Raw genomic sequence first — 20,806 nt, forward strand, 5'->3', positions numbered from 1 at the left:
CGGAGCAGTCGCAAGTCGAAACGCAGGCGTCCAGAGTCGCGCTACGGGGAGAAGAGGTCATGACGGAAGCGATTCCGAGGGAGATCGACGCACGGCTGGCCGAGTTCGTGCGCTCGCAGTGGCGAGATGATTCCACCCTGGTCGAGGTCGGCATCGATTCGCTGACCGCGGTGCGCATCGTCGTCGGGTTGCTGCCCGACGACGACGCCGAGATCGACGCCGCCCGGCTCGGTGGCATCCGCACCGTCGGCCAGTTCCGCCAGTGGCTGCGCGATCTGCTGTCCGAGCAGGCCGGAGTGGTCCGATGACCGCCACGGTGGTCCCGGTGGAGGGCCGGGACGAGCAGGATCCAGCCGCCGCGCCGCTGACCGAGTCGCAGTTGGGCCTGCTGGTCGTGCACCGCTCAGTGCCCGCTGCCCACCTCTACAACGTGGTCGCCGAGATCGGCCTGGATCCGGTCTTCGACGGCGTGCGGGTCCGCTCCGCGCTCGCGGATGTGCTCGCGGTGCAACCAGCGCTGCGCAGCGCGCTTCGCGAGAGCCCGCGCCCGCACGCCCATGTGGCGGAACCGGTTCCGGCGAGCCGGGTGCCGGTGGGTCTCGCCCAGGCTTCCGCTGCGGAGTTCGACGCGGAGAAGCAGTCGCTGCTGGCCGAGCTGGCGAGCACGGCCTTCGACCTGGCCGACCCGCCGTTGCTGCGCGCAGCGCACCTGCGCGCCGCCGACGGCAGCCGCGCCGTGCTGCTGCTGGCCGTGCACCACACCGTCTTCGACGGATTCTCCCTGCGCCCGTTCGTCGATGATCTCTCCAAGGCGCTCACCGGCACGCTCGACGTCGGCGCGTTGCAGAAGAAGCGGGAACGCGCAATGCGCAAGGAACTCCAGGCGCAGGTCGCCGCCGCGGACACGGCTGAGGCCGAGGCCGCGGTCGAGGCCATGGCCGAGCTGCTGCGGCAGATCTCGCCGACGGTTCTGCACCCGAGGCCGAACCGGCCGACGAGCACCGACTTCAGCGGTGACCGGGTCGAGCTGCGGTTCACCGCCGAGGAGAACCGGCTGATCGACCAGGCCTGCGGCGCGCTGGGCATCAGCGCGTTCACGTTCTTCTCGGCGATCTACGCCGCGGTGCTCGCGCGCCACAGCGGGCAGGACTCGGTCGTGTTCGGCGCACCGCTGATGGCGCGGCGCACGGTCGGCTCCTTCGACCTGTGCGGGTTCTTCGTCAACACGCTGCCGCTGGTCGTGGACGTGCCGTGGCAGGTGAGCTTCGAGGCCTACCTCCGCGATCACGTGGTCCCGCGAGTGCAGGAGGTCAAGTCCAACGCCGCGGTGCCGTTCACGCGCGTCGTCCGGCGCGTCGATCCCGGTCGCGGTGGCAACCGCAACCCGCTGTTCTCCTGCATGCTCGCGATGCAGGACTCCACCGAGGTCGCCGGGGATTCGCCGGTCCGGGAACTGCGCGAGCACGGCACCGGGACCGCGAAGTTCGATCTGTGGCTGGGCGTCACGCCGACCGGTGACGGCTGGTTGCTGGAGCTGGAGCACGACCGGACGTTGCTGCCGCCGGAGATCGTCGACGGCATCGCGGGTTCGCTGCGCAGCGCTCTGCGCGCCGTCGCAGCCGACACCGACGTGCGGTTGTCCGATCTGTTCACCGACGCGTCCGCAGTGGAGACCGAGCGCGCGGACGGTTTGGGCGTGCAGCCGGCGGCACCGGATCTGGACGGCTGGCTGCGCAAGGCGTGCGCGGCCAGGCCTGACGCGATCGCGGTCGACGAGCGCGACCGGCAGGTCAGCTACGCGGAACTGGACGCCTCCGCCGGGGCGCTGGCCGTGCGGTTGCAGCAGTGCGGTGTGCGCGCGGGCGACGTCGTGGGGCTCGCAACCGGTTCGCTGCTGGACACGATCGTCGCGATCCTCGCCGTGCTGCGGTTGCGCGCGGCCTACCTGCCGCTGGATTCCTCGCTGCCGGACGAGCGGCTGGCCTACATGCTCGACAAGGCCGAATGCCGGGTGGCGGTGGCCGACGCCCCGGTTCCGGGAGTGCGCGTGGTGGCGCCGGGAGACGCCGACCCGGCGGACCTGCCGGAGCAGCCCGGTACCGATGCCGACGCGGTGTACGTCATGTTCACCTCCGGATCCACCGGCAAGCCCAAGGGCGTGCTGATGCACCACGCGCCGCTGGTCAACCTCACCGCCTGGCAGGTCGACGCGCTCGCCATGGACTCGACGACCCGGTTCCTGCAGTACGCGCCGGGCGGGTTCGACGTGTCCTTCCAGGAGATCGTGCCGACGCTCGTCGCGGGCGGCACCGTCGTGGCCCGCGACGACGTCGACCGCCGCGATTTCCCGGCCCTGGTGCGGCACGTGCGCGACAAGGCCGTCACCCACGTGTACCTGCCGGTCGCCGCGCTGGCACCGTTCGTGCAGGCGGTGGAGGCGGCGGGGGAGCGGCTGCCGTCGCTGCGGTGGCTGTGCGTCTCCGGTGAGCAGCTGGTCATGACCGCCCAGATCAGGCGGTTCTTCGCGCAGCGACCGGGTGTCGAGCTGGTCAACCTCTACGGCCCGACCGAGACGCACGCGGTGACGACCTTCTCGCCGACCGCCGCCGACCACTGGGACTCGCACGTCCCGATCGGCCGCCCGATCACCGGCGTGACCGCGCAGGTCGTCGACCGGACCGGGCACCTGGCGCCGCGCGGCGTGCTTGGCGAGCTGCTGCTGGGCGGTCGCTGCCCGGCGCACGGCTACGTCAACGATCCGCAGCGCACCGACGAGCGCTTCCTGCCCGATCCGCGCAGGCCGGCGGGCCGCCGGTACCGCACCGGTGACCAGGTGATGTGGGCGGCGGACGGCCAGCTGGTGTTCCTCGGCCGCAACGACGACCAGGTCAAGATCCGGGGCTTCCGGGTCGAGCTCGGCGAGATCGAGGCCGCCGCGCAGGAGCTGCCGGGCGTGCGCCTGGCGGTGGCGGCGGTGGACGGTGACGCAGCGGCGCGCCGGCTGCTGCTCTTCCTGACCACCCAGCCGGATTCGGCTCCTGATCCCGCCGAGGTGCGGCGGGAGCTCGCGGCGCGGCTGCCGGGCTACATGGTGCCCGCGGTGGTGGTCGCGGTGGAGCGGATCCCGACCACCGCCAACGGGAAGGTCGACCGGAACGCGCTGGTGGCCGCCGCGGCGGATCTGCTGGCCGAGGACGATCGCGCTGCCGCACCGGCCGCGTCGCTGTCGGCCGATCCGGTCGAGGCCTGGTTGCAGTGGATGTGGGCCGGGCTGCTCGGTGACGCGCTGCCGCCGGTCGACGGGTCGCTGCTGGAGCTCGGCGCTCATTCGCTCAACGCGCTGATCGCGCTGGCCCGGATCGAGGAGGAGTTCGGGGTGTCGTTGACGATCCTCGACTTCTTCGCCGATCCGTCCGTCGCGGCCATGGCCGCGGCTCTGCGCGCGGAAGGGGTGCAGCGATGACCAGCGCGTTGGCGTCGCTGCTCGTGCCGATCAAGCGGGGCTCCGGGCCGCTGTCGGTCGTGCTGCCGCCCGCGGGCGGTGGTGTCGGGCCCTGCCTGGGTGCGGCCGCGCACCTGGCTCGGCGCGGGCCGGTGCAGGGCGTGCGGGCCAGCGGCCTGATGGCCGGGGAAGAACCGGACACCGAGGTGGCGGCGATGGTGGAGCGCTACTGGGCGGCGCTGGAGCCGCTGGACGCGCCGAGCGTGCTGTTCGGCTGGTCGCTCGGCGGCTCGCTGGCCTGGGAGCTGGCGCTGCGCTACGCCGAACGCGGACGACACCCGGCCGTGGTGATGGTCGACAGCCCGGCCGTCGCCGAGCCGGTGCCGGAGGACCAGCGCGACCACCTGCGGGACCTGATCGCCGGTGGCGCGGACGACGAAGCACTCCGCGCGACCACCGATGCGCACATCACCGCCGCATCCGAGTACCAGGCGCGGCAGTGCTATCCGGGGCCTGCCCTGCTCGTGGCGTGCCGCCGGGAGAACCCGGCCCACGCGGCGGCGTGGCGGGGCCTGGCCGGTCACCTGCGCATCGCGGAGGTCGACTGCGGGCACTTCGAGGTGCTCGCGCGCCCGCACCTGGCCGAGGTGCTCGGCCATCTTGACGAGTTCCTGAACGCCCTGGAGCGAGCATGACACCCCGTGTGCCAACGGGGGGTCGGAGTCCTGTTCAACCGCATTTCAAGGGATCGTGATGCAACCCAGCCACGAGAAACCGCAGAACGCGAGAACAACGCCAAGCGCGACCACCGCTGAGAACCCCGTAGCCGGGGGACGGGCCGAGCTTGCGATCGTCACCGGCGGTACCCGGGGCATCGGCGCGGCGCTGAGCGCGCGGCTGATCAAGCTCGGCTACCGGGTGATCGCGGTGTACCGCACCAGCGGCGGCGCGGCGGACGGCACCGGAGCGCTGCCGGTTCAGTGCGACATCTCCGATCCGCAGGCCGTGGCAGCGTTCGCCGATCAGGTCCTCGACGAGCACGGCACGCCCGCGGTGCTGGTGAACAACGCCGGCATCAACATCGACCGGCCCTTCCTGGAGCTGACCGGCGCCGACTGGCAGCGGGTCATCGACACCAACCTGTCCGGACCGTTCCACCTGATCAAGGCGTTCGCCCCGGCGATGCTGGCGGCGGGCGCGGGAAACATCGTCAACATCGGCGCCACGACCGGGATCCGCCCGCGGTCCAACGGCGTGAACTACGCGGCGAGCAAGGCCGGGCTGCTGCAGCTCACCAAGTGCCTGGCCACCGAGCTCGCCCCCGCGATCCGGGTCAACTGCCTGATCCCGGGCATGACCGAAACCGACGAGCTCATCACCCGATTCCGGCTCGACGACCCGGAGCACCGGGCCGCCGTGCTGGCCGAGATCCCGCAACGTCGCATCGGTTCCCCCGACGACATCGCCGACGCCCTGGAGTTCCTGGTCAGCGCGCACAGCAGCTACCTCACCGGGCAGAAGCTGATCGTCGACGGCGGCCAATTCATGTGGTAGGAGACCATGACTGACGAACTGCTCCGCGCGGCCCGGCTCGCCTACGACACCGCACCTCCGGTCGGTGACCCGGCGTTCCTGCGCTATCCCGCCGAACTCGCCCGTGCCCTCAGCGAATCGTGGCCGCTCGTCCTGGAGGCCAACGCCCGCGACGTGCAGGCCGCTCAGGACCGCGGTCTGCCGCCCGTCCTGCTCGACCGGATCCGGCTCGGGGAGGCGCACCTGGAGCAGCTGCGGGCGTTGACCCGCAGCGTGGCCGCTGAGCTTCCCGACGTGCTCGAGCCCGGTCCGGAGACTCCGGTGGGCAAGACCGCATCGCTGCGCAAGGTGCCCAAGCCGCTGGGCGTCGCGCTGATGGTCTACGAAGCGCGGCCGACGGTCACCGTGGAGGGCGCGCTGCTCCCGGTGGTCACCGGCAACGCCGTGATCCTGCGCGGCGGCAAGGAGATCGCCGCCACCAACGCGGCGCTGTCCACTGTGGTGGACAAGGCGCTGGCGGCGTCCGGCCTGCCGATCGGCATGGTGACCACGCTGGACGATCCGAGCCGTGCCGTGCTGCGCGAGCTGCTCGGTCGCGGCGACGCGATCGACGTGCTCATCCCGCGCGGCAGCCCGTCGCTGATCGACTACTGCCGGACCACGAGCACGATCCCGGTCATCGCCAGCGGCGGCGGCGTCAACCACCTCTACGTGCACGAGTCCGCCGATCTCGCGCTGGCCGCGGCGGTGGCGCTGGACAGCAAGCTCGCCGAGCCCACCGCCTGCAACACCCTGGAGCTGGTCCTCGTCGACGAGCAGGTGGCGGCGCCGTTCGCCGCGGCGCTGGCAGAGGCCGCCGATCAGGAGGTGACGTTCCGCCTCGACGAGCGCATCACCGCTCCCGCCCGCGCCGACGGCGCGCTGTGGCGGATCGGGGAGCTCGCCGAGCACGACTTCGGACGCGAGTTCCTGGAGCCGGCGATCGGCGTCCGCGCCGTGGCGGGCCTGGCCGACGCGGTCGAGCACATCCGCCGGTTCGGCTCGATGCACACCGAAGGCGTGGTCTCCGGTGACGAGCGGGTCGCCGCGGAGTTCGTCAAGCGGGTCGACGCCGCCGCGATCGTGGTGAACGGATCGCTGCGGCTGCACGACGGCCCCACCCTCGGCCTCGGCGCCGAGGTCTCCATCAGCACCGGCCGCCTGCACGAGCGCGGCCCGGTGACGATGCGCTCGCTGTTGACCCACACCTGGCTGGTGGCGGCCAACGGCACGCTGCGCAGCACGGTCAGCTGAAACCCGCACCTGGAGGAGGAACCATGTCCACAGCCACGCTCGACCGCGCCGCGGTCGCCGAAGCGGTCAAACGAGTGGTCATCGCCGAATCGCGGATTTCCCTCACCTCGGACCAGATCCCGGACGACGAGCTGCTCAACGGGGACCGGTTGTCGGTCAACTCCCTCGGCTTCGTGGGAATGCTGATCCGCCTGGAGGACGAGCTGGACGTCGAGCTCTCCGACGACCTCTTCGTCGGCCGCCAGTTCCACACCGTCGACGACCTGATCAACGTGATCCTCCAGGCCGCGGAGGTGGCGGCGTGAACGGCTTTCTTCCCGGCAGTTGGCGCAGCGTGCTGCCGCACATCGACGAGCTCCCGGCCGACCGCAGCCCGCGGGTGACCAGCGGGCAGGGCGTGCAGGCCAACCTGCCGATGGAGCTGGTGCGGCAGAGCATCTCGCGCAAGGAGTACTGGCCGATCCCCGACGAGGTCGCCGACGCCTACCGGAAGTTCCGGCCGACTCCGCTGTGGCGGGCGACCGGTTTCGAGCGGGCGATCGGCGCCCGCGTGCCGGTCTACGTGAAGTACGAGGGCGGCAACATCTCCGGCAGCCACAAGCTCAACACCGCGCTCGCGCAGGCCTACTACTACTCGCGGGCCGGGGTGAAGGAGCTGGTGACCGGGACCGGCGCCGGGCAGTGGGGCACGGCGCTGGCCGCGGCGTGCGCCCTGTTCGGCCTGCGCTGCACGGTGTTCATGGTCGGGTCGAGCCTGAGCCGCAAGCCCTACCGCGGCGTGCTCATGCGGATGCTGGGCGCCGAGGTCCACGCCAGCCCGAGCGGCCTGACCGCGGTCGGTCGCGACCACGACGGCAGCCGCGGCAACAGCCTGTCGCTGGCCATCGGCGAGGCGGTGGAGTACGCCAAGGCCACCGACGGTGCCGCGTTCAGCATCGGCAGCGGCGAGACCTACAGCATCCTGCACCAGTCGGTGATCGGGCAGGAGGCGCAGGTGCAGCTGGCCGAGCTCGACGCCGACGTCGACGCGGTCGTCGGCTGCGTCGGGGCGGGCTCCAACTTCGGCGGCATCGCGCTGCCGTTCCACGCCGAGGCCGTCGCCACCGGCACACCCGCACCGCTGCTGGTGGCCGCCGAGTCCAGCACCACGCCCAAGCTGAGCCGCGGCGTCTACGCCTACGACCAGACCGACGCGACGGGAACCGGGCCGCTGGAGGCGATGTACACCATCGGCAGCGACTACGTCATCCCCGACTCGCACTCGGCGGGCCTGCGGTTCCACGCCGCGGCGAAGGTCGTCTCGGCGATGCGGCACGCCGGTCAGGTCGAGGCGATGGGCATCGGCCAGGTCGAGGCGCTGGAAGCGGGCCGGCTGCTGACCGTGCACGAAACCGTGCTGCCCGCACCGGAGTCCGGTCACGCGCTGGCGGCCGCGGCGAAGCTGGCGACCGGCACCGCCGAAGGCATGCGCGCCGAGCGCGGCGTGCTGGTGTGCGCCAGCGGTCACGGCTACCTGGACCTGGCCGCCTACCAGCAGTTCCTCGACGGCGAGCTCAGCGACGTCGCGCCGCTTCCGGAGGCGCTTTCGGCCGCGGTGTCCGGGCTCGACCGGGTGGGCGAGCTCTCGACGGCGGGGAGGCGGCCATGACGGTGCGCTCCGAGCTGCTCGATTGCGTGCAGGCCAACCTCGCGGTGCTGGCCGACCACCACCACGGCGCGGGCACGCACCTCAACCTCGGCGCGGCGCTGCGCTTCCGGTGGCGCGCCGGGCAGCTGCCCACGGTCGAACCGACGCTGGAGCAGCACCTCTCGGACGCGGAGAGCCTGCTCGGCCTGCGCCTCGTTGACCGGCGCGCGGTCACCGACGGCCCGCTGACCGAGGCCGTGCGGCCGGGCGAGCAGGCCTACGTCATCGCCGACGCGTACGAGCTGCCGTGGGTGCCGTACTTCCAGCAGCGGCACATGGAGCACAGCTTCCTGCTCACCGCCGACGGCGAAGTGGTCGACGCCTACGCCAATGACACGCAGTGGGGCCCGGCGAAACCCGGCACCTGGCAGTACCCGGGTCTCCGGGTAGCGGGGGAGGTCCTGCACTTCGCACCCGGTGCCGCGCCGAGTCCCGTCGCGTCGCTCGACGGCGGCGAGGTCGAGGAGTACGTGTCCGCCTACGAGTCCGAGCCGGACCGCGTGGCGGCGCTGGACCGGCTGACGCTGGAAACCTGGCTGCTGGCCCGTTCCCGGAAGCTGCACGCCGCCTTCCGCGAGCACCGCGGCCTGCCGGCGCCGACCGCGCTCGCCGAGCACCTGGGCCGCTGGGACGCGCTGGTCGAGCAGACCTACCTGGCCTACCGGCGCGTCGTGCGCGGCAGGCCCGAGCCCGCTGCCGTGGTGGAGCGCTTGCGGGCGGTTCTCGTCGCCGACCGCGAGGTGTTCGCGCTCGGCGACGAGCGGTGGCGGCGCTCGGTCGCCGGGGTGGTGGCGTCGGTGCTGGACGTGTCCGAGCAGCAGCTGCTCGGTGGCGTCAGCTTCACCTCGCTGCCGCGGTTCAGCTCGTTCCGGCTGGTGGAGATCGTCGAGCAGCTGGAGAGCGAGCTGGGCGCCGACATCGACGCCGCCGACCTGCTGCCCGAGAACCTGCACCGCCTCGACGACCTCTGCCAGGTGATCCGGCCACCGGCGGTGCGCACGGAGGGAGTTCTGCCATGACGTTGCTGCACGAACTGCTCGACGACGCGGCCGAGCGGTGGCCCGGTCGTCCGGCGATCACCGCGGCGGGTCGCACGCTGACCCACCTCGAACTGGCCGCGGCGAGCCGCCGTCTGGCCCGGCTGCTGCACGAGCGCGGTGTCCGGCGCGGACAGCGCGTCGTCGTGGTGCTGCCGTCGAGCGTGCTGCACCCGGCGCTGATCTACGCCGCATCGCGGATCGGCGCGGTCATCTCGGTGCTGCACGAGCAGACCACCGATCGCGCGCTGGAGCACGTGCTCGACGACTGCGAGCCCGTGCTGGTCGTCTCCGACGACGTCTCCGAGCCCGCTCGCGATCGCGGGATCGCGGTGCTGAGCAGCGCGGAGCTCATCGAGCGGCTGAGCGGGGGAGCGCAGGAGGCGCAGGAGGTGCCGGAGCGGGAGCCGCTGGCGGTGGACCCGCTGTTCCTGATCTACACCTCCGGCACCACCTCGGCGCCGAAGGCGGTCGTCAGCACGCACCAGCAGGTCACCTTCGCGGTGGCGGCGATCCAGTCGGTGCTGCGCTACCAGGACACCGACGTGGTGTACTGCCCGTTGCCGATGTCCTTCGACTACGGCATGTACCAGCTGTTCCTGGGCGCGGCATCGGGCGCGCACGTCTGGCTCGGCCGGCCGGCCGAGGTCGGCCCGAGCCTGGTGACGAACCTGGTGGAGGCCGGTGCGACCGTGCTGCCCGCGGTGCCCGCGGTCGCCGACGCGCTGGGCAGGCTGCTGGCCCGGCGCGCGGCGGTGGTGCCGGCGATCCGGTTGGTGACCAACACCGGTGCGGCGATGCCCGCGGAGGCGCTGGCGCGGCTGCGCGCGGCGATTCCCGGGCTGCGGGTGCAGCTGATGTTCGGGCTCACCGAGTGCAAGCGCGCGACGATCGCCGAGCCCGACGACGACCTGCGGCGCCCAGGCACCTGCGGGCGCGCCCTGCCCGGTACCGAGGTGTTCACAGTGGACGGTGACGGGCGCAGGCTGGCGCCGGGCGAGGTCGGCGAGATCACCGTGCGCGGGCCTAACGTGATGGCAGGCTACTGGCGGCAGCCGGAGATGTCGGCCCGCCGGTTCCTGCGCCGCGACGAGCTGTTCCCGGAGCTGCGCACCGGCGACTACGGATGGGTCGACGAGGACGGCCACCTGTTCTTCGAGGGCCGCCGCGACGACATCTACAAGGAGCGCGGTTTCCGGGTCAGCGCCACCGAGGTGGAGGCCGCCGCGCGGCGCGTCCCCGGGGTGAGCTCGGCTGCGGTGCTGCCGCCCGAGGGGCAGCGGCGGGCGGTGCTGATGGTCGTCGCCGACACCGGGCCCGACGAGGTGCTGGCGGCGATGCGCGCCGAGATCGAGGAGTTCAAGATCCCCGGCCGGTGCCTGGTGGTCGAGCGGATCGCGTTGACCCGCAACGGGAAGGTCGACCGCAAGGCGATGACCGCGATGCTGGAGGCCGATCATGGTTGAGGCCCTGCTGGAGCGCAGCGGTGTCCGCGACCGGCTCGGCGCGGTGCAGACCCCGGCTTATGTCTACGACTTGGCGGTGGTGCGCGAGAACCACGCGCACCTGCGGTCGGCGCTGCCGGGCTCGGCCGAGGTGTACTACTCGCTCAAGGCCAATCCGCACCCGGCGCTGCTGGGCGAGCTCCGCGCCGGTGGCGCGCTGCCGGAGGTCTGCTCGCCGGGTGAGCTGGACGCGGCGCTGCAGGCCGGCTGGTCCGCCGGGCAGGTGCTCTACACCGGCCCGGGCAAGCGGGACGCGGACCTCGACCGGGCGGTGCGGCTGGGCGTGCGGGAGTTCTCCGCCGATTCCGTCGTGGCGCTGGACCAGCTCGAAGCGGTCGCCGCGGCGCACGACGTCCGGGTGGGCTGCCTGCTGCGGATCAACGACGACCAGCCCGCCGCCGGGCAGGGCCTGGCCATGACCGGGGTGGCGTCGCAGTTCGGCGCCGACCTGGCCTGGGTGCTGGCCGAACCCGGGCGGTTCACCGGGCGGGCGCACGTGCGGATGCGCGGCCTGCACCTGTACATGGGCACCAACCTGCTCACCGTCGACGACCTCGTCGCGCAGTTCCGCCAGTCCGTGCGCACCGCTGCGCGGCTCTGCGAGGTCTTCGCCGCGCACGGCGAGACGATCGAGCTGCTCGACCTCGGCGGCGGTTTCGGCGCGCCGTTCGCCAAGCGGGGCGAGCGCATCCCGCTCGACGGCCTGAAACCCGCGCTGGAGGTCCTCTTCCGCGAGGAGCTCCCGGACCCGGCACCGGCGATCGCCTTCGAGACCGGCCGCTACCTGGTCGGCACCGCGGGCACGCTGGTGACCTCGGTGCTCGACGTCAAGCGCTCGCACGGCCGCGACGTGGTGGTGCTGGAGTCGGGCATCAACCACCTGGGCGGCATGGCCGGGCTGCGGCGCGTCCCGCCGCTGGTGCCCGACCTCGTCGGCGAGCCGGGCGGCCGGGGCCGGATGACCGCGATGATCGCCGGCCCGCTGTGCACGCCGCTGGACCTCTGGGCGCGGTCGGCCGAGGTGCCCGAGGTGCGGCCCGGTGACGTGCTCGCCGTGCCCAACGTCGGCGCTTACGGGCTCTACGCGAGCCTTCTGGCCTTCCTGGGCCACCCGATGCCCGCGGAGGTCGTCGTAGACGGCGACGACCCGCAGCGGTCGCCGCAGGTTTCCCGCTTGGAACTGATCCGAACCCACGGAGAGGACTGATCATGATGGACGCGCGTTTCACCGAGCTGCTGGTTCCGTTCCTGAAGTTCGCCGGCGGCCGCGAGATCACCGAGGACGCGAACCTGCGCGAGCTCGGGCTGGACTCCATGCAGTCCATCGAGCTGCTGTTCGCCATCGAGGACGCCTACGGCATCGCGCTGCCCGACGACGAGCTCAACGACGAGAGCTTCGCCACCGCGGGAAGCCTGTGGCGCGTGGTCTCCGCCCAGATACCGGAGGCAGTGGCATGAGCGGCTCCGTGTCGACTCCAGTTCTGCTCGACCGCGCCTCGGGGGAACCAGAAACCGCGAAAGGCGAGATCGAGTCGGACGTGACCACCGCTGTGCATCGCGGAGAGGCGGAAGCGGTCGGGTTCGACGCGCTGGCCGACCAGGTGGCCGCTGTCGCGGAGGAGCACGTCGCCGAGACCGACCGGGATGCGGTGTTCCCGGTGGCAGCGCTCGAAGAGCTCCGCCGCACGCGGCTGCTGGGGCTGCTGGTGCCGGTCGAGCACGGCGGTCTGGGCGGCAGCGTCGCCGACGTGCTGCGGATCGGCATCCGGCTGGGCCGCGTGGACATGTCGCTGGCGATGATCTTCACGATGCACTGCCAGCAGGTCGCCGCGGTCGTCCGGCACGCCGCGGAGCCGCTGCGGTCGGAGCTGCTGGCCAGGCTGGGCAGCGGCGCGGAGTACCTGGCGTCGGTGACGACCGAGGTCGGCACCGGCGGCCACCTGCTCAGCGCCGGGTCGGCGCTGCGCTCCGACGGTGCGCAGCTGGACGTCGACCGGTTCGCGCCGATCGTGACCGGCGGTGCGCACGCCGACGGGTTCCTGATCACGATGCGCGCGGTCGAGGCCGATTCGCCGAACCAGGTGTCGCTGGTCTACGCCCGTCGCGACCAGCTCACCACCGAGGCCTCCGGTGACTGGCAGCCGATGGGCATGCGAGCCAGCCACAGCATCGCGCTGCAGCTGACCGGGGCCGTCCCGGCGCACCAGGTCGTCGGTGCGCCAGGCGGTTTCGCCGACATCGCCGGCTCGGTGTTCGGGCCGCTCGCGCACCTCGGCTGGTCGGCGGCGTGGCTGGGAACCGCGGCCGGAGCGCTCTCGCGGGTGCTGCGGCTGCTGCGGAGCCCGGCCGGGCGCAAGCGGTTCGACGTCAAGTCCGAACTGCTGCTGACCAGGCTCTCCACGGCACGGCAGCGGCTGGACTCCGTGCACGCCCTGCTGTGGCGGACCGAGGAGATGGTGCGCACCACCTCGGACCTGTCGCTGCCGAGGAACCAGCTGCTGCTCAACGCGCTCAAGATCACTGCGGCCGAGCAGTGCCACGCCGCCGTCGACGACCTGGTCGACGCCGTGGGGTTGCGGCACGGCTACCTCAAGGACTCGCCGACCAGGCTGGAGCAGGCGCTGCGCGACCTGCGTTCCGCCGCTCTGAACTACAGCAACGACCGGCTGCACCTGGCCGACGGGCGGCTCGCGCTGATGGACGCGGAGGTGCGCTTTGCCTGAGACGACGTTGTCACCGGAGCCGATGGTCGAACTCCCCGGCTTCGACGTGCTGGAGAAGGTCCTCGACGAGCTCGCCCCGGCGGCCTCGGCGCGGGAGATCTGGGCGGTGCTGGGTCAGGCCGGCCTGATCGAGCAGGTGTACCGGCACGGCTCGCCCGGCGCCGGGGTGATCCCGCCGCGCCTGGCGCGCGTGCTCGCGGCGGTGGACGCGCGGTTCCCGGTGGGCACGACGCTTTCCGTGTGCGTGCAGCTCGCCACGGTGCTGCCGCTGCTCGCCGGGGACGACGGCCGCCCCGCGCAGACGCTGCGCCGGGCTCTCGGCGGATCGGCGACCGTGGGGCTGGCCGCCACGGACGTGGGCTCGGGGTCGGATCTGACGGCCCTGGAAACCGAGGTGGTGCTCGGCGAGCGCGAGATCGTGCTCAACGGCACCAAGCGGTGGATCACCAACGCGGTGACGGCTGACGAGTTCCTGGTCCTGGCCCGCCACCGCAGCGGTCGGCACTTCACCAACTTCACCTGGGTCCTGGTGCCCGCCGGGACTCCCGGGGTGTCCGTGCGAGCCGCGGATTCCGACCTGTTCCACGGTTCCGGAGTCGGTGACGTGACCTTCGACGAGGTCCGGCTGGAGCGGTCCTGCGTGGTGGGCCGACCGGGGCGCGGCCTGGCGAGCTTCGCCCGGCACATCGCCACCGAGCGGCTGGCCGGTGCGCTGTGGGCGCTGGCGCTGTGCCGCCGGACGCTGGAGCACACGCTGCGCGGCCTGTCGGTGCGCTCGCACCAGCAGGGCACGCTGTGGGACCTGGACAGCGTGCGGCAGCGCTTCGCGGCGTGCCTGGTCGACCTGCGGCAGCTGGACGCGTTGGCCCGCGACCTCAGCGGCCGCATCGCGAGCCGGTTCGACACCTCCGCGGCCGCGCTGCTGAAGGCGGCCGTGGGCGCCACTGTGGACAGAGTGCTCGCCGAGTGCGCGCAGCTGCAGGGCGCCGAGGGGTTCACCCCCACCGGAGCGCAGCGGTTGCGGGCGCAGGCCGCGATCTTCGGGATCGGCGGCGGCACCACGGAGGTCGTGCGCTCGGCGGTCGCCGACGACGCCGTGGTGGTGCTGGCCGAACTGGACCCGAGCGACTGGCCATGCACGACCGGCTGATCGAGGTGGCGGAGCGCACCTGGGTCGGCGCGGGTGCGATCGAGCGGCTTCCGGACCGCGCGCACCCCGCCGACCTGGCGCGCACCGCGGGCATGCCGGCGTGGCGGGCGCGGGAGTTCCTGGCGGGCCGGAGCCTGCTGCGCTCGATGCTGCGGGAGCTTTACCCGGAGGCGGCCGAGCTGGAGGTGACGGCTTCCGGCAACGGCAAGCCGCACCTGCTCGGCGCGCAGGGCCTGGGCGTGAGCGTGTCGCACGACAGCGGCGTCGTCGCGGTGTGCGTGGCCCCTGGCCGCGAGGTCGGGGTCGACGTGCAGGGCCCGCCGGAGAAGCTCGAACGCGCGCTGGTGCGGCGCTGCTTGCGCGCCTACACCGACGAGGTCATGCAGTTGCCGTCCGCGCGCCGGGCTCTCGAATTCGCCTGGGTGTGGACGGTTCAGGAAGCGTGCGTGAAGGCCACGGGCGAGGGCATCGGCGGCCGTCCGTGGGCGATCGACGTGCCGCCGGGCGCTTCCACCGGCAGCTGGGGCAGCTACCGGTGGGTGAGTCTGCGCGGAGCTTCGGAGGTTCCGCTGAGCTGCGCCTTCGGGCCGGCAGGAGAGGAGGGATCGTGACCGCGACGATGCGCGGCCAGGCCGAGCTGAGCTGCTACACGGCCAGTCTCGCCGCATACCTGGCCATCGAGGACCCGGAGGTGTGGTGGCGGCTGGCCGAAGCGGTGCGGCTGCGCGTGCGGCAGCACGACGACGGCGGCCTGGTCTTCAGCCACCACGCACGCATCGACCGGGGCGAGCTGGGCTACGACAGCGCGGCGCAGTGGGCGGAGTGCGCGACGGCGCTGCGCGCCGAGCTGGACGCGCACGGCCGCGCGCTCGCGGTCGCCAACACCGGCTACCTGCCTTGGGCGCCGGATTCCTCCGGGCAGGCACCGCACTGGGTGCTCCTGACCGGGCGGGAGAGCGGCACCTGGCACGTCGTCGACGAGTTCGAGGCCCTGCTGCCGACCGGTGCGCAGCACCCGCAGGACCGCTGGCTCACCGATGCCGAGCTGCGCCGGATCATGACTCCCGTGGCCGACCCGTCGCCGTCGGTCCGCAACCGCGATGCGCACGCGCTCGGCGAGCAGGTCCCGCTGCCGCCGTACGAGCACTACCGCTGGCTGACCCGGACGGCCGACACCGTTGGGACGCAGCGGGATTGGCCCGGCGACGCAGTGTCCACCTTGGAGTGCATCGCCGAGCACGTCCTCCGCGACGGCGCCGAATCCCTGGCGGCGCACATCGAGGACATGTGGGCAGCCGCCCGCCACCACCGCTTCCAGCTGACCTCCTTCGTGGCGGCGGGAGTGCTCACCGCCGAGCAGGCGCAGCCGGCGCTGGACGCGTGGGGCGAGCTGCCGAGAGCGCTGCGCTTCGCGCTGGACTCGGCGCGCCGGTCCCGGCCCCGGCCGGGCCTGGTGGCCAGGACCTTCGCCCAGCTGACCGAGGTGACCCGAGAACTGACCGGGAGAGGGTGACGAGGATGACCGACAAGACCACGATGTACGACTGGTTCGCGGCATCGGTGGCCGCCAACGGCAGCGGAATCGCGCTGGAGGTCGCCGGGCGAGCGCTGACCTACGCGGAGCTGGCCGACCTCGCCGAGGGCATCGCGGGCGAGATCATCGACCGCAACGGCGCGGTACCGGCCAGGGTCGGACTGCTGGCCGCGCGCAGCGTCGCGGCCTACGCCGGATACCTCGCGGCCCAGCGCCTGGGTGCGGCGGTGGTGCCGCTCAACCCGTCGTTCCCCGCGGCGCGCAACACGGCCATCGCCGAGGAGGCCGGGCTCGATCTGGTGCTGGTGCAGGACGACTTGGACGCGGAGTTCCCGGTGCCGGTGCTGCGGCTGGCGGAGAACGGCTCCGGCCCGCGGCGGGAGCTGCCGGAACCGGCCGCGGGCCCGGAAGACCTCGCCTACGTCCTGTTCACCTCCGGCTCCACCGGGCGGCCCAAGGGCGTGCGGCTGCAGCACCGCAACGTCACCGCCTACCTGGAGCACGTCATCGCCCGCTACGAGGTCGGGCCCGGTGACCGGCTGTCGCAGACCTTCGACCTCACCTTCGACCCGTCGGTCTACGACATGTTCACCGCCTGGGGCGCCGGTGCCACGCTCGTCGTGCCCACCCGCAACGACGTCCTGTCGCCGGTGCGGTTCGTCGAGCGCAACCGCATCACGCACTGGAACTCGGTGCCGTCGGTGATCTCGCTGGCCGCGCGGCTGCGCGCGCTGAAGCCCGGCACCATGCCGACGTTGCGGTGGAGCCTGTTCTGCGGCGAACCGCTCACCCTGCAGCAGGCGCGGGCCTGGCAGGCGGCGGCGCCGAACTCGGTGCTGGAGAACATCTACGGGCCGACCGAGATGACGGTGACCTGCACCGAGTACCGGCTCCCGCGGGACCCGGCGCAGTGGCCCAGCCCGGCCAACGGCACGGTGCCCATCGGAACCGCCTACCCGCACCTGGAGCACCTGGTGCTCGACGAGGAGGGCCGGCCCGCCGACACCGGTGAGCTGTGCCTGCGCGGGCCGCAGCGCTTCCCCGGCTACGTCGATCCGGCAGGCAACACCGGCCGCTTCGTCAGCTTCGACGGGGAGGTGGCGGAGGTCTACGACGGGTCGGAGCCGCTGACCGACGCGCACTGGTACCGCACCGGCGACCGGGTGGCGGTGGCGCAGGGCCAGCTGGTGCACCTCGGCCGCCTGGACCACCAGCTGAAGATCCGCGGCTACCGCGTGGAGCTGGGCGAGATCGAGGCCGCGCTGCGCGACCAGCCCGGCGTCGCCGACGCCGTCGTGCTGGCCGTCCAGGGCGAGGACGGCGAGACCCAGCTCGCCGCCGCCTACACCGGCGCGGTCCTCGACGACGAGGTCCTCGTCGAGGCGCTGGCGCGCCGCCTGCCCGGCTACATGGTGCCGCGCACGGTGGTCGCGTTCGAGATCTTCCCGCTCAACCCGAACGGCAAGATCGACCGCAAGGCGCTGGGCGGCAGCCTGGCCGCGACCGCGGGGCGGCGATGACGGTGACGGCTCAGGTGGATGTGCGGATCCCGCTGGACAGCAAGGCCTTCCGGCGCGCCATGGGGCTGTTCCCGACCGGCGTCGCGCTGATCACGCGGGGCAGCGGCGCCGAGGCGGAGGTGATCACCGCCAACTCCGTCGTGTCGGTGTCCCTCGACCCGATCATGGTGCTCGTCGGAGTGCGGGCGGACGGCCGCATCCGGCCGCGGATCGACGCCGCGGGCAGCTTCGCGATCAACGTGCTCAGCGCGGAGCAGCAGGAGCTGTCGGCGACGTTCGGCCGCCGGGAACGACCGCGCGGCCGCGACGCCGCCCGGCTGCTCGGCGGTGCGGTCGACGGTGCGGGAAACGTCCTGGTCGACGGCGCGGTGTTCGGGCTGGAGTGCCGGGTCGACGTCGCGCACCGGGCCGGCGACCACGTGCTGTTCCTGGCGCGGGTCGTGGCGGTGCACATGGGTGAAGCGGACAAGAGCCCGCTGGTGTTCCACCGCGGCGGCTACGCCTCGGTGGCGTGAGCGCCGTGGCGCCCGCCGGTCACCGGTCGGCTTCCGGTGACCGGCGGTTGCGCGCGGCGAAGCTGCGGGCCTTGTTGCGGTTGCCGCAGACCCGCATCGAGCACCAGCGCCGGCTGCGGTTCTTCGAGTTGTCCCAGAAGACCCAGCCGCAGTCCTCGGCCGGGCACCGCTTGATCCGCTCGTTCTCGCCGGTGATCAGCAGCACGGCCAGCGCGGCGGCGAGGGAGCCGAAGGCGCGGGAAACGGTCGGCAGCTCCGGCGCCGGTTGCAGGGCGGAGCCCGCGGCGGTGGCCGAGACCAGCAGCGGCAGCTCGCGCAGCACCGAATCGGCTTCGGCGAGCACGTGGGCCTGCCGGTCCTCAGTGCCGAGCAGTTCCCGGACGCCGCTGCGGAACCGCAGGCTCCGCTGGTGGTCCTCGGCGGTGACGGCGGGTGTCGAGGAGGTCAGGCCGGTCTCGGTGAGCCAACGGGCCAGGCCGGGGGCGTCGGCGAGCGCGTCGGTCTGCTCCTCGATGTCGACGGTGTTGGCGAAGGCCATGATCAGCTCTGCCTGGGGCGACGGATCGGTCACCGGGCACCTCCCCGACCTTCGATAACCGGTCAACTCGATAGCAGGTTACCCATTCGCCGGATGCGTGTGCAATGATGCGCCCGCATAGTATCCAGCAAAACGCCTTTGATGGTTATTTCGAGGTGGTTCGGATGACTGATCGACTCGTCGAAGACGCGCCCCCGGAGGTGGCGGCGCCTGCGCGGCCACGCGATCGCAGCGCGCACAACACGGTGGTCCTGGTGGTGTTCACCGCGATCACCAACCTGGCCGACGGCGTGGTCAAGATGGCGCTGCCGCTGATGGCGACCACGCTGACCTCCTCGCCCGGGCTGGTGGCGGCGGTGTCGCTGACGCTGACGCTCCCGTGGCTGCTCACGGCGCTGCACGTGGGTGTGCTCGTCGACCGGTTCGATCGCCGGAAACTGCTGTGGCTGGCCAACTTCATGCGCCTGCTGACGCTGGCCGTGCTGCTGTTCGTCCACTTCTCGGACGGCATCACCATCCCGCTGCTGCTCATCGGCGGCGCGGTGCTGGGCATCGCTGAGGTGATCGCGCTGACCTCGGCGATGGCGCTGACGCCGACCGCGGTCGGACCGCACTGGCGGGAACGCGCCAACGCCTGGATCACCGGTGCGGAGACGGTCTGCAACGAGTTCTGCGGCCCGCTCGTCGGCGGCCTGCTGGTCGCGGTCGGAAGCGCGTTCGCGCTCGGCGCCACGGCGGCGAGCTACGTGCTGGGCACGGTCGTGCTGGTGCTGCTGGTCGGCCGCTTCCGCGTGCCGCGCGAGGCGAACGAGCCGCGGGAGAGCGTGAGCCGCCAGATCGGCAGCGGCCTGCGGTACGTGTGGAACCAGCAGCTGTTGCGGCTGATGGCGCTGGTGCTGACGGTGCTGTGCTCCTGCTGGGGCGCGTGGCTGGCTCTGATGCCGCTGATGGCGACCACGGAGCTGGGCCTGGACGCCCGCGAGTGGGGCATGCTGCTGAGCGCGCTGGGCATCGGCGGCCTGGTGGGCGCGCTGACGGTCACCACGGTCAACCGCCTCATCGGACGCCGGTGGGCCCTGTTCGCCGACCTCGTCGGCACCCTCGCGATGGTGGTGACGCCGGTGCTGACCACGGAGCTGTGGATCCTGGCGGCGGGCGCGTTCCTCGGCGGCATGGGCGGCACGCTGTGGGTGGTCAACGCGCGCACCATCGCCCAGTACCTGGTGGAGCCGGAGATGATGGGCCGCTACAGCTCGGTGGCGCGGCTGTTCAGCTGGGGCGCGATGCCGATCGGCGCCGGCCTCGTCGGCCTGCTGGCGGAGATCTTCGGCATGCGAGCGGCGTTCGTCATCTTCGCCGTGGCGGTCCTGATCACCATCCCGCCGTTCCTCCGCACGGTGACCCCGCAAGTCCTGGCGGCCGTCGACGAGGCCAAGCGGCGCCAGATCGACGCAGCGGGCAGCACCGAGCACTGACCTCGCACGATCCCGGGCCGGTCCGGGGCGAGAACGCACCTGGCCCGGCTCTGGCCGCTGAGAGGAAGCCCGCATGCCGGTCGTGGCGAGGCGCCCGCGGGTTCCTGGAGAATGCGGGCATGGTTGAGCAGAGCATCTGGATGCAGAAGGTCGCCGCCGACCCCGGGCACTCCTCCTGGTACGTCGAGCGCTTCCGCTCGATGGCCCGCGCCGGTGACGACCTCGCCGGGGAGGCCCGCCTGGTGGACGCCCTGGTGCCGCGCCGCGCCCGCATCCTCGACGCCGGCTGCGGCCCCGGCCGGATCGGCGGCTGGCTGGCCGACGCCGGTCACGACGTCGTCGGCGTCGACGTCGACCCGTTCCTGATCGAGGCCGCCGAGCACGACCACCCGGGCCCGCGCTGGCTGGTCGGCGACCTGGCCGAGCTCGACCTGCCCGCTCGTGGCATCACCGAACCGTTCGACGCCATCGTCTGCGCCGGGAACGTGATGACCTTCCTCGCGCCGAGCACCCGCGGCGAGGTGCTCAAGCGGCTCCGCGCGCACCTCGCACCGGGCGGCCGGGCCGCGATCGGTTTCGGCGCCGGGCGCGGCTACGAGTTCCCGGCCTTCCTCGAGGACGCGGCGGCGGCGGGTCTCGAACCCGACCTGCTGCTGTCCACTTGGGACCTGCGCCCGTTCGCCGACGACTCGGACTTCCTGGTCGCCCTCCTCCGCGGCCGGTGAACCCGCGCCGATGAACGGAACCGGTATCAGAGGTCAATTTTCTGTTACCGAAGAGGCGATTTCACATCTCGCGCACCTCCATCGCGAGGTTTTCCGGGAAAACGCGGGGAACGGTCGATGCCGTTGCCG

At 72.5% G+C, this 20,806-nt stretch carries 20 protein-coding genes; 19 read left to right on the forward strand and 1 reads right to left on the reverse strand.

The genetic code is table 11. The annotated features are described in order from the left end of the window. Positions 1–59 precede the first annotated feature (59 nt). Genes C4T78_RS24450 through C4T78_RS24530 form a run of 17 tightly spaced genes read left to right on the forward strand, consistent with a single transcriptional unit; the run spans position 60 to position 17,939 of the window. Complete coding sequence (locus C4T78_RS24450; protein WP_093354838.1) at positions 60–308, forward strand: hypothetical protein; 249 nt, start codon at positions 60–62, stop codon at positions 306–308. Continuing rightward, positions 305–3,463, forward strand: a complete 3,159-nt coding sequence (locus C4T78_RS24455) for a non-ribosomal peptide synthetase (RefSeq protein ID WP_093354836.1) — start codon at positions 305–307, stop codon at positions 3,461–3,463. Before C4T78_RS24450 ends, C4T78_RS24455 begins: the two co-directional genes overlap by 4 nt. Then, on the forward strand, positions 3,460–4,137 hold the full coding sequence (locus C4T78_RS24460; protein ID WP_093354833.1) for a thioesterase domain-containing protein: 678 nt from the start codon (positions 3,460–3,462) through the stop codon (positions 4,135–4,137). Before C4T78_RS24455 ends, C4T78_RS24460 begins: the two co-directional genes overlap by 4 nt. Before the next feature lie 58 nt (positions 4,138–4,195). After that, a complete protein-coding gene (locus tag C4T78_RS24465; RefSeq protein WP_093354830.1) occupies positions 4,196–4,996 on the forward strand; it encodes an SDR family NAD(P)-dependent oxidoreductase in 801 nt (266 codons plus the stop codon). A gap of 6 nt (positions 4,997–5,002) precedes the next feature. Continuing rightward, positions 5,003–6,268, forward strand: a complete 1,266-nt coding sequence (locus tag C4T78_RS24470) for a glutamate-5-semialdehyde dehydrogenase (RefSeq protein WP_093354828.1) — start codon at positions 5,003–5,005, stop codon at positions 6,266–6,268. A 23-nt stretch (positions 6,269–6,291) separates the two neighbouring features. Continuing rightward, the gene (locus tag C4T78_RS24475) at positions 6,292–6,573 is read left to right on the forward strand and encodes an acyl carrier protein (RefSeq protein ID WP_093354825.1); all 282 of its coding nucleotides are present in this window, start codon (positions 6,292–6,294) and stop codon (positions 6,571–6,573) included. Further along, positions 6,570–7,916: a TrpB-like pyridoxal phosphate-dependent enzyme gene (locus tag C4T78_RS24480; RefSeq protein ID WP_093354823.1), complete on the forward strand. Its 1,347-nt coding sequence runs from the start codon at positions 6,570–6,572 to the stop codon at positions 7,914–7,916. The genes C4T78_RS24475 and C4T78_RS24480 overlap by 4 nt, the downstream gene beginning before the upstream one ends. After that, a complete protein-coding gene (locus tag C4T78_RS24485; RefSeq protein ID WP_093354820.1) occupies positions 7,913–8,974 on the forward strand; it encodes a hypothetical protein in 1,062 nt (353 codons plus the stop codon). Before C4T78_RS24480 ends, C4T78_RS24485 begins: the two co-directional genes overlap by 4 nt. Beyond that, entirely contained in the window at positions 8,971–10,458 is a 1,488-nt protein-coding gene (locus C4T78_RS24490) for a class I adenylate-forming enzyme family protein (protein WP_093354819.1), read from the forward strand. The genes C4T78_RS24485 and C4T78_RS24490 overlap by 4 nt, the downstream gene beginning before the upstream one ends. After that, on the forward strand, positions 10,451–11,704 hold the full coding sequence (locus C4T78_RS24495) for a type III PLP-dependent enzyme domain-containing protein (protein ID WP_093354816.1): 1,254 nt from the start codon (positions 10,451–10,453) through the stop codon (positions 11,702–11,704). Before C4T78_RS24490 ends, C4T78_RS24495 begins: the two co-directional genes overlap by 8 nt. A 2-nt stretch (positions 11,705–11,706) precedes the next feature. Further along, positions 11,707–11,955 (forward strand): phosphopantetheine-binding protein, encoded by a 249-nt coding sequence (locus C4T78_RS24500; protein WP_235863649.1) that lies wholly within the window; start codon positions 11,707–11,709, stop codon positions 11,953–11,955. Continuing rightward, complete coding sequence (locus C4T78_RS24505; protein ID WP_093354813.1) at positions 11,952–13,220, forward strand: acyl-CoA dehydrogenase family protein; 1,269 nt, start codon at positions 11,952–11,954, stop codon at positions 13,218–13,220. The genes C4T78_RS24500 and C4T78_RS24505 overlap by 4 nt, the downstream gene beginning before the upstream one ends. Continuing rightward, complete coding sequence (locus C4T78_RS24510; protein WP_235863648.1) at positions 13,213–14,370, forward strand: acyl-CoA dehydrogenase family protein; 1,158 nt, start codon at positions 13,213–13,215, stop codon at positions 14,368–14,370. Before C4T78_RS24505 ends, C4T78_RS24510 begins: the two co-directional genes overlap by 8 nt. Further along, positions 14,355–14,981 (forward strand): 4'-phosphopantetheinyl transferase family protein, encoded by a 627-nt coding sequence (locus tag C4T78_RS24515; RefSeq protein WP_218161631.1) that lies wholly within the window; start codon positions 14,355–14,357, stop codon positions 14,979–14,981. The genes C4T78_RS24510 and C4T78_RS24515 overlap by 16 nt, the downstream gene beginning before the upstream one ends. Further along, positions 14,978–15,883, forward strand: a complete 906-nt coding sequence (locus C4T78_RS36160) for a hypothetical protein (RefSeq protein ID WP_093354808.1) — start codon at positions 14,978–14,980, stop codon at positions 15,881–15,883. The genes C4T78_RS24515 and C4T78_RS36160 overlap by 4 nt, the downstream gene beginning before the upstream one ends. 5 nt (positions 15,884–15,888) lie before the next feature. Then, on the forward strand, positions 15,889–17,424 hold the full coding sequence (locus C4T78_RS24525; protein ID WP_093354806.1) for an amino acid adenylation domain-containing protein: 1,536 nt from the start codon (positions 15,889–15,891) through the stop codon (positions 17,422–17,424). Next, positions 17,421–17,939: a flavin reductase family protein gene (locus tag C4T78_RS24530; protein WP_093354804.1), complete on the forward strand. Its 519-nt coding sequence runs from the start codon at positions 17,421–17,423 to the stop codon at positions 17,937–17,939. Before C4T78_RS24525 ends, C4T78_RS24530 begins: the two co-directional genes overlap by 4 nt. A gap of 19 nt (positions 17,940–17,958) precedes the next feature. On the opposite strand, the gene C4T78_RS24535 is transcribed toward C4T78_RS24530, so the two are convergent. Then, the gene (locus C4T78_RS24535; RefSeq protein ID WP_235863647.1) at positions 17,959–18,510 is read right to left on the reverse strand and encodes a CGNR zinc finger domain-containing protein; all 552 of its coding nucleotides are present in this window, start codon (positions 18,508–18,510) and stop codon (positions 17,959–17,961) included. A gap of 131 nt (positions 18,511–18,641) precedes the next feature. Between C4T78_RS24535 and C4T78_RS24540 the strand changes: the two genes are divergently transcribed. Both C4T78_RS24540 and C4T78_RS24545 read left to right on the forward strand, forming a co-directional pair. Further along, complete coding sequence (locus C4T78_RS24540; protein WP_093354801.1) at positions 18,642–19,952, forward strand: MFS transporter; 1,311 nt, start codon at positions 18,642–18,644, stop codon at positions 19,950–19,952. Between the two features lie 119 nt (positions 19,953–20,071). Next, complete coding sequence (locus tag C4T78_RS24545; protein ID WP_093354799.1) at positions 20,072–20,677, forward strand: class I SAM-dependent methyltransferase; 606 nt, start codon at positions 20,072–20,074, stop codon at positions 20,675–20,677. The last annotated feature ends 129 nt before the right edge of the window (positions 20,678–20,806 follow it).

Origin of the sequence: Saccharopolyspora kobensis, from assembly GCF_900108315.1 — a bacterium.
GTDB lineage: Bacteria > Actinomycetota > Actinomycetes > Mycobacteriales > Pseudonocardiaceae > Saccharopolyspora > Saccharopolyspora kobensis.

Bases quoted from the DNA above. Each gene is read 5' to 3' on its own strand.
- C4T78_RS24545 (WP_093354799.1), top strand. From the start codon at position 20,072: ATGGTTGAGCAGAGCATCTGGATGCAGAAGGTCGCCGCCGACCCCGGG.
- C4T78_RS24460 (WP_093354833.1), top strand. From the start codon at position 3,460: ATGACCAGCGCGTTGGCGTCGCTGCTCGTGCCGATCAAGCGGGGCTCC.
- C4T78_RS24540 (WP_093354801.1), top strand. From the start codon at position 18,642: ATGACTGATCGACTCGTCGAAGACGCGCCCCCGGAGGTGGCGGCGCCT.
- C4T78_RS24485 (WP_093354820.1), top strand. From the start codon at position 7,913: ATGACGGTGCGCTCCGAGCTGCTCGATTGCGTGCAGGCCAACCTCGCG.
- C4T78_RS24475 (WP_093354825.1), top strand. From the start codon at position 6,292: ATGTCCACAGCCACGCTCGACCGCGCCGCGGTCGCCGAAGCGGTCAAA.
- C4T78_RS24515 (WP_218161631.1), top strand. From the start codon at position 14,355: ATGCACGACCGGCTGATCGAGGTGGCGGAGCGCACCTGGGTCGGCGCG.
- C4T78_RS24470 (WP_093354828.1), top strand. From the start codon at position 5,003: ATGACTGACGAACTGCTCCGCGCGGCCCGGCTCGCCTACGACACCGCA.
- C4T78_RS24490 (WP_093354819.1), top strand. From the start codon at position 8,971: ATGACGTTGCTGCACGAACTGCTCGACGACGCGGCCGAGCGGTGGCCC.
- C4T78_RS24530 (WP_093354804.1), top strand. From the start codon at position 17,421: ATGACGGTGACGGCTCAGGTGGATGTGCGGATCCCGCTGGACAGCAAG.
- C4T78_RS24465 (WP_093354830.1), top strand. From the start codon at position 4,196: ATGCAACCCAGCCACGAGAAACCGCAGAACGCGAGAACAACGCCAAGC.
- C4T78_RS24455 (WP_093354836.1), top strand. From the start codon at position 305: ATGACCGCCACGGTGGTCCCGGTGGAGGGCCGGGACGAGCAGGATCCA.
- C4T78_RS24495 (WP_093354816.1), top strand. From the start codon at position 10,451: ATGGTTGAGGCCCTGCTGGAGCGCAGCGGTGTCCGCGACCGGCTCGGC.
- C4T78_RS24505 (WP_093354813.1), top strand. From the start codon at position 11,952: ATGAGCGGCTCCGTGTCGACTCCAGTTCTGCTCGACCGCGCCTCGGGG.
- C4T78_RS24500 (WP_235863649.1), top strand. From the start codon at position 11,707: ATGATGGACGCGCGTTTCACCGAGCTGCTGGTTCCGTTCCTGAAGTTC.
- C4T78_RS24450 (WP_093354838.1), top strand. From the start codon at position 60: ATGACGGAAGCGATTCCGAGGGAGATCGACGCACGGCTGGCCGAGTTC.
- C4T78_RS24525 (WP_093354806.1), top strand. From the start codon at position 15,889: ATGACCGACAAGACCACGATGTACGACTGGTTCGCGGCATCGGTGGCC.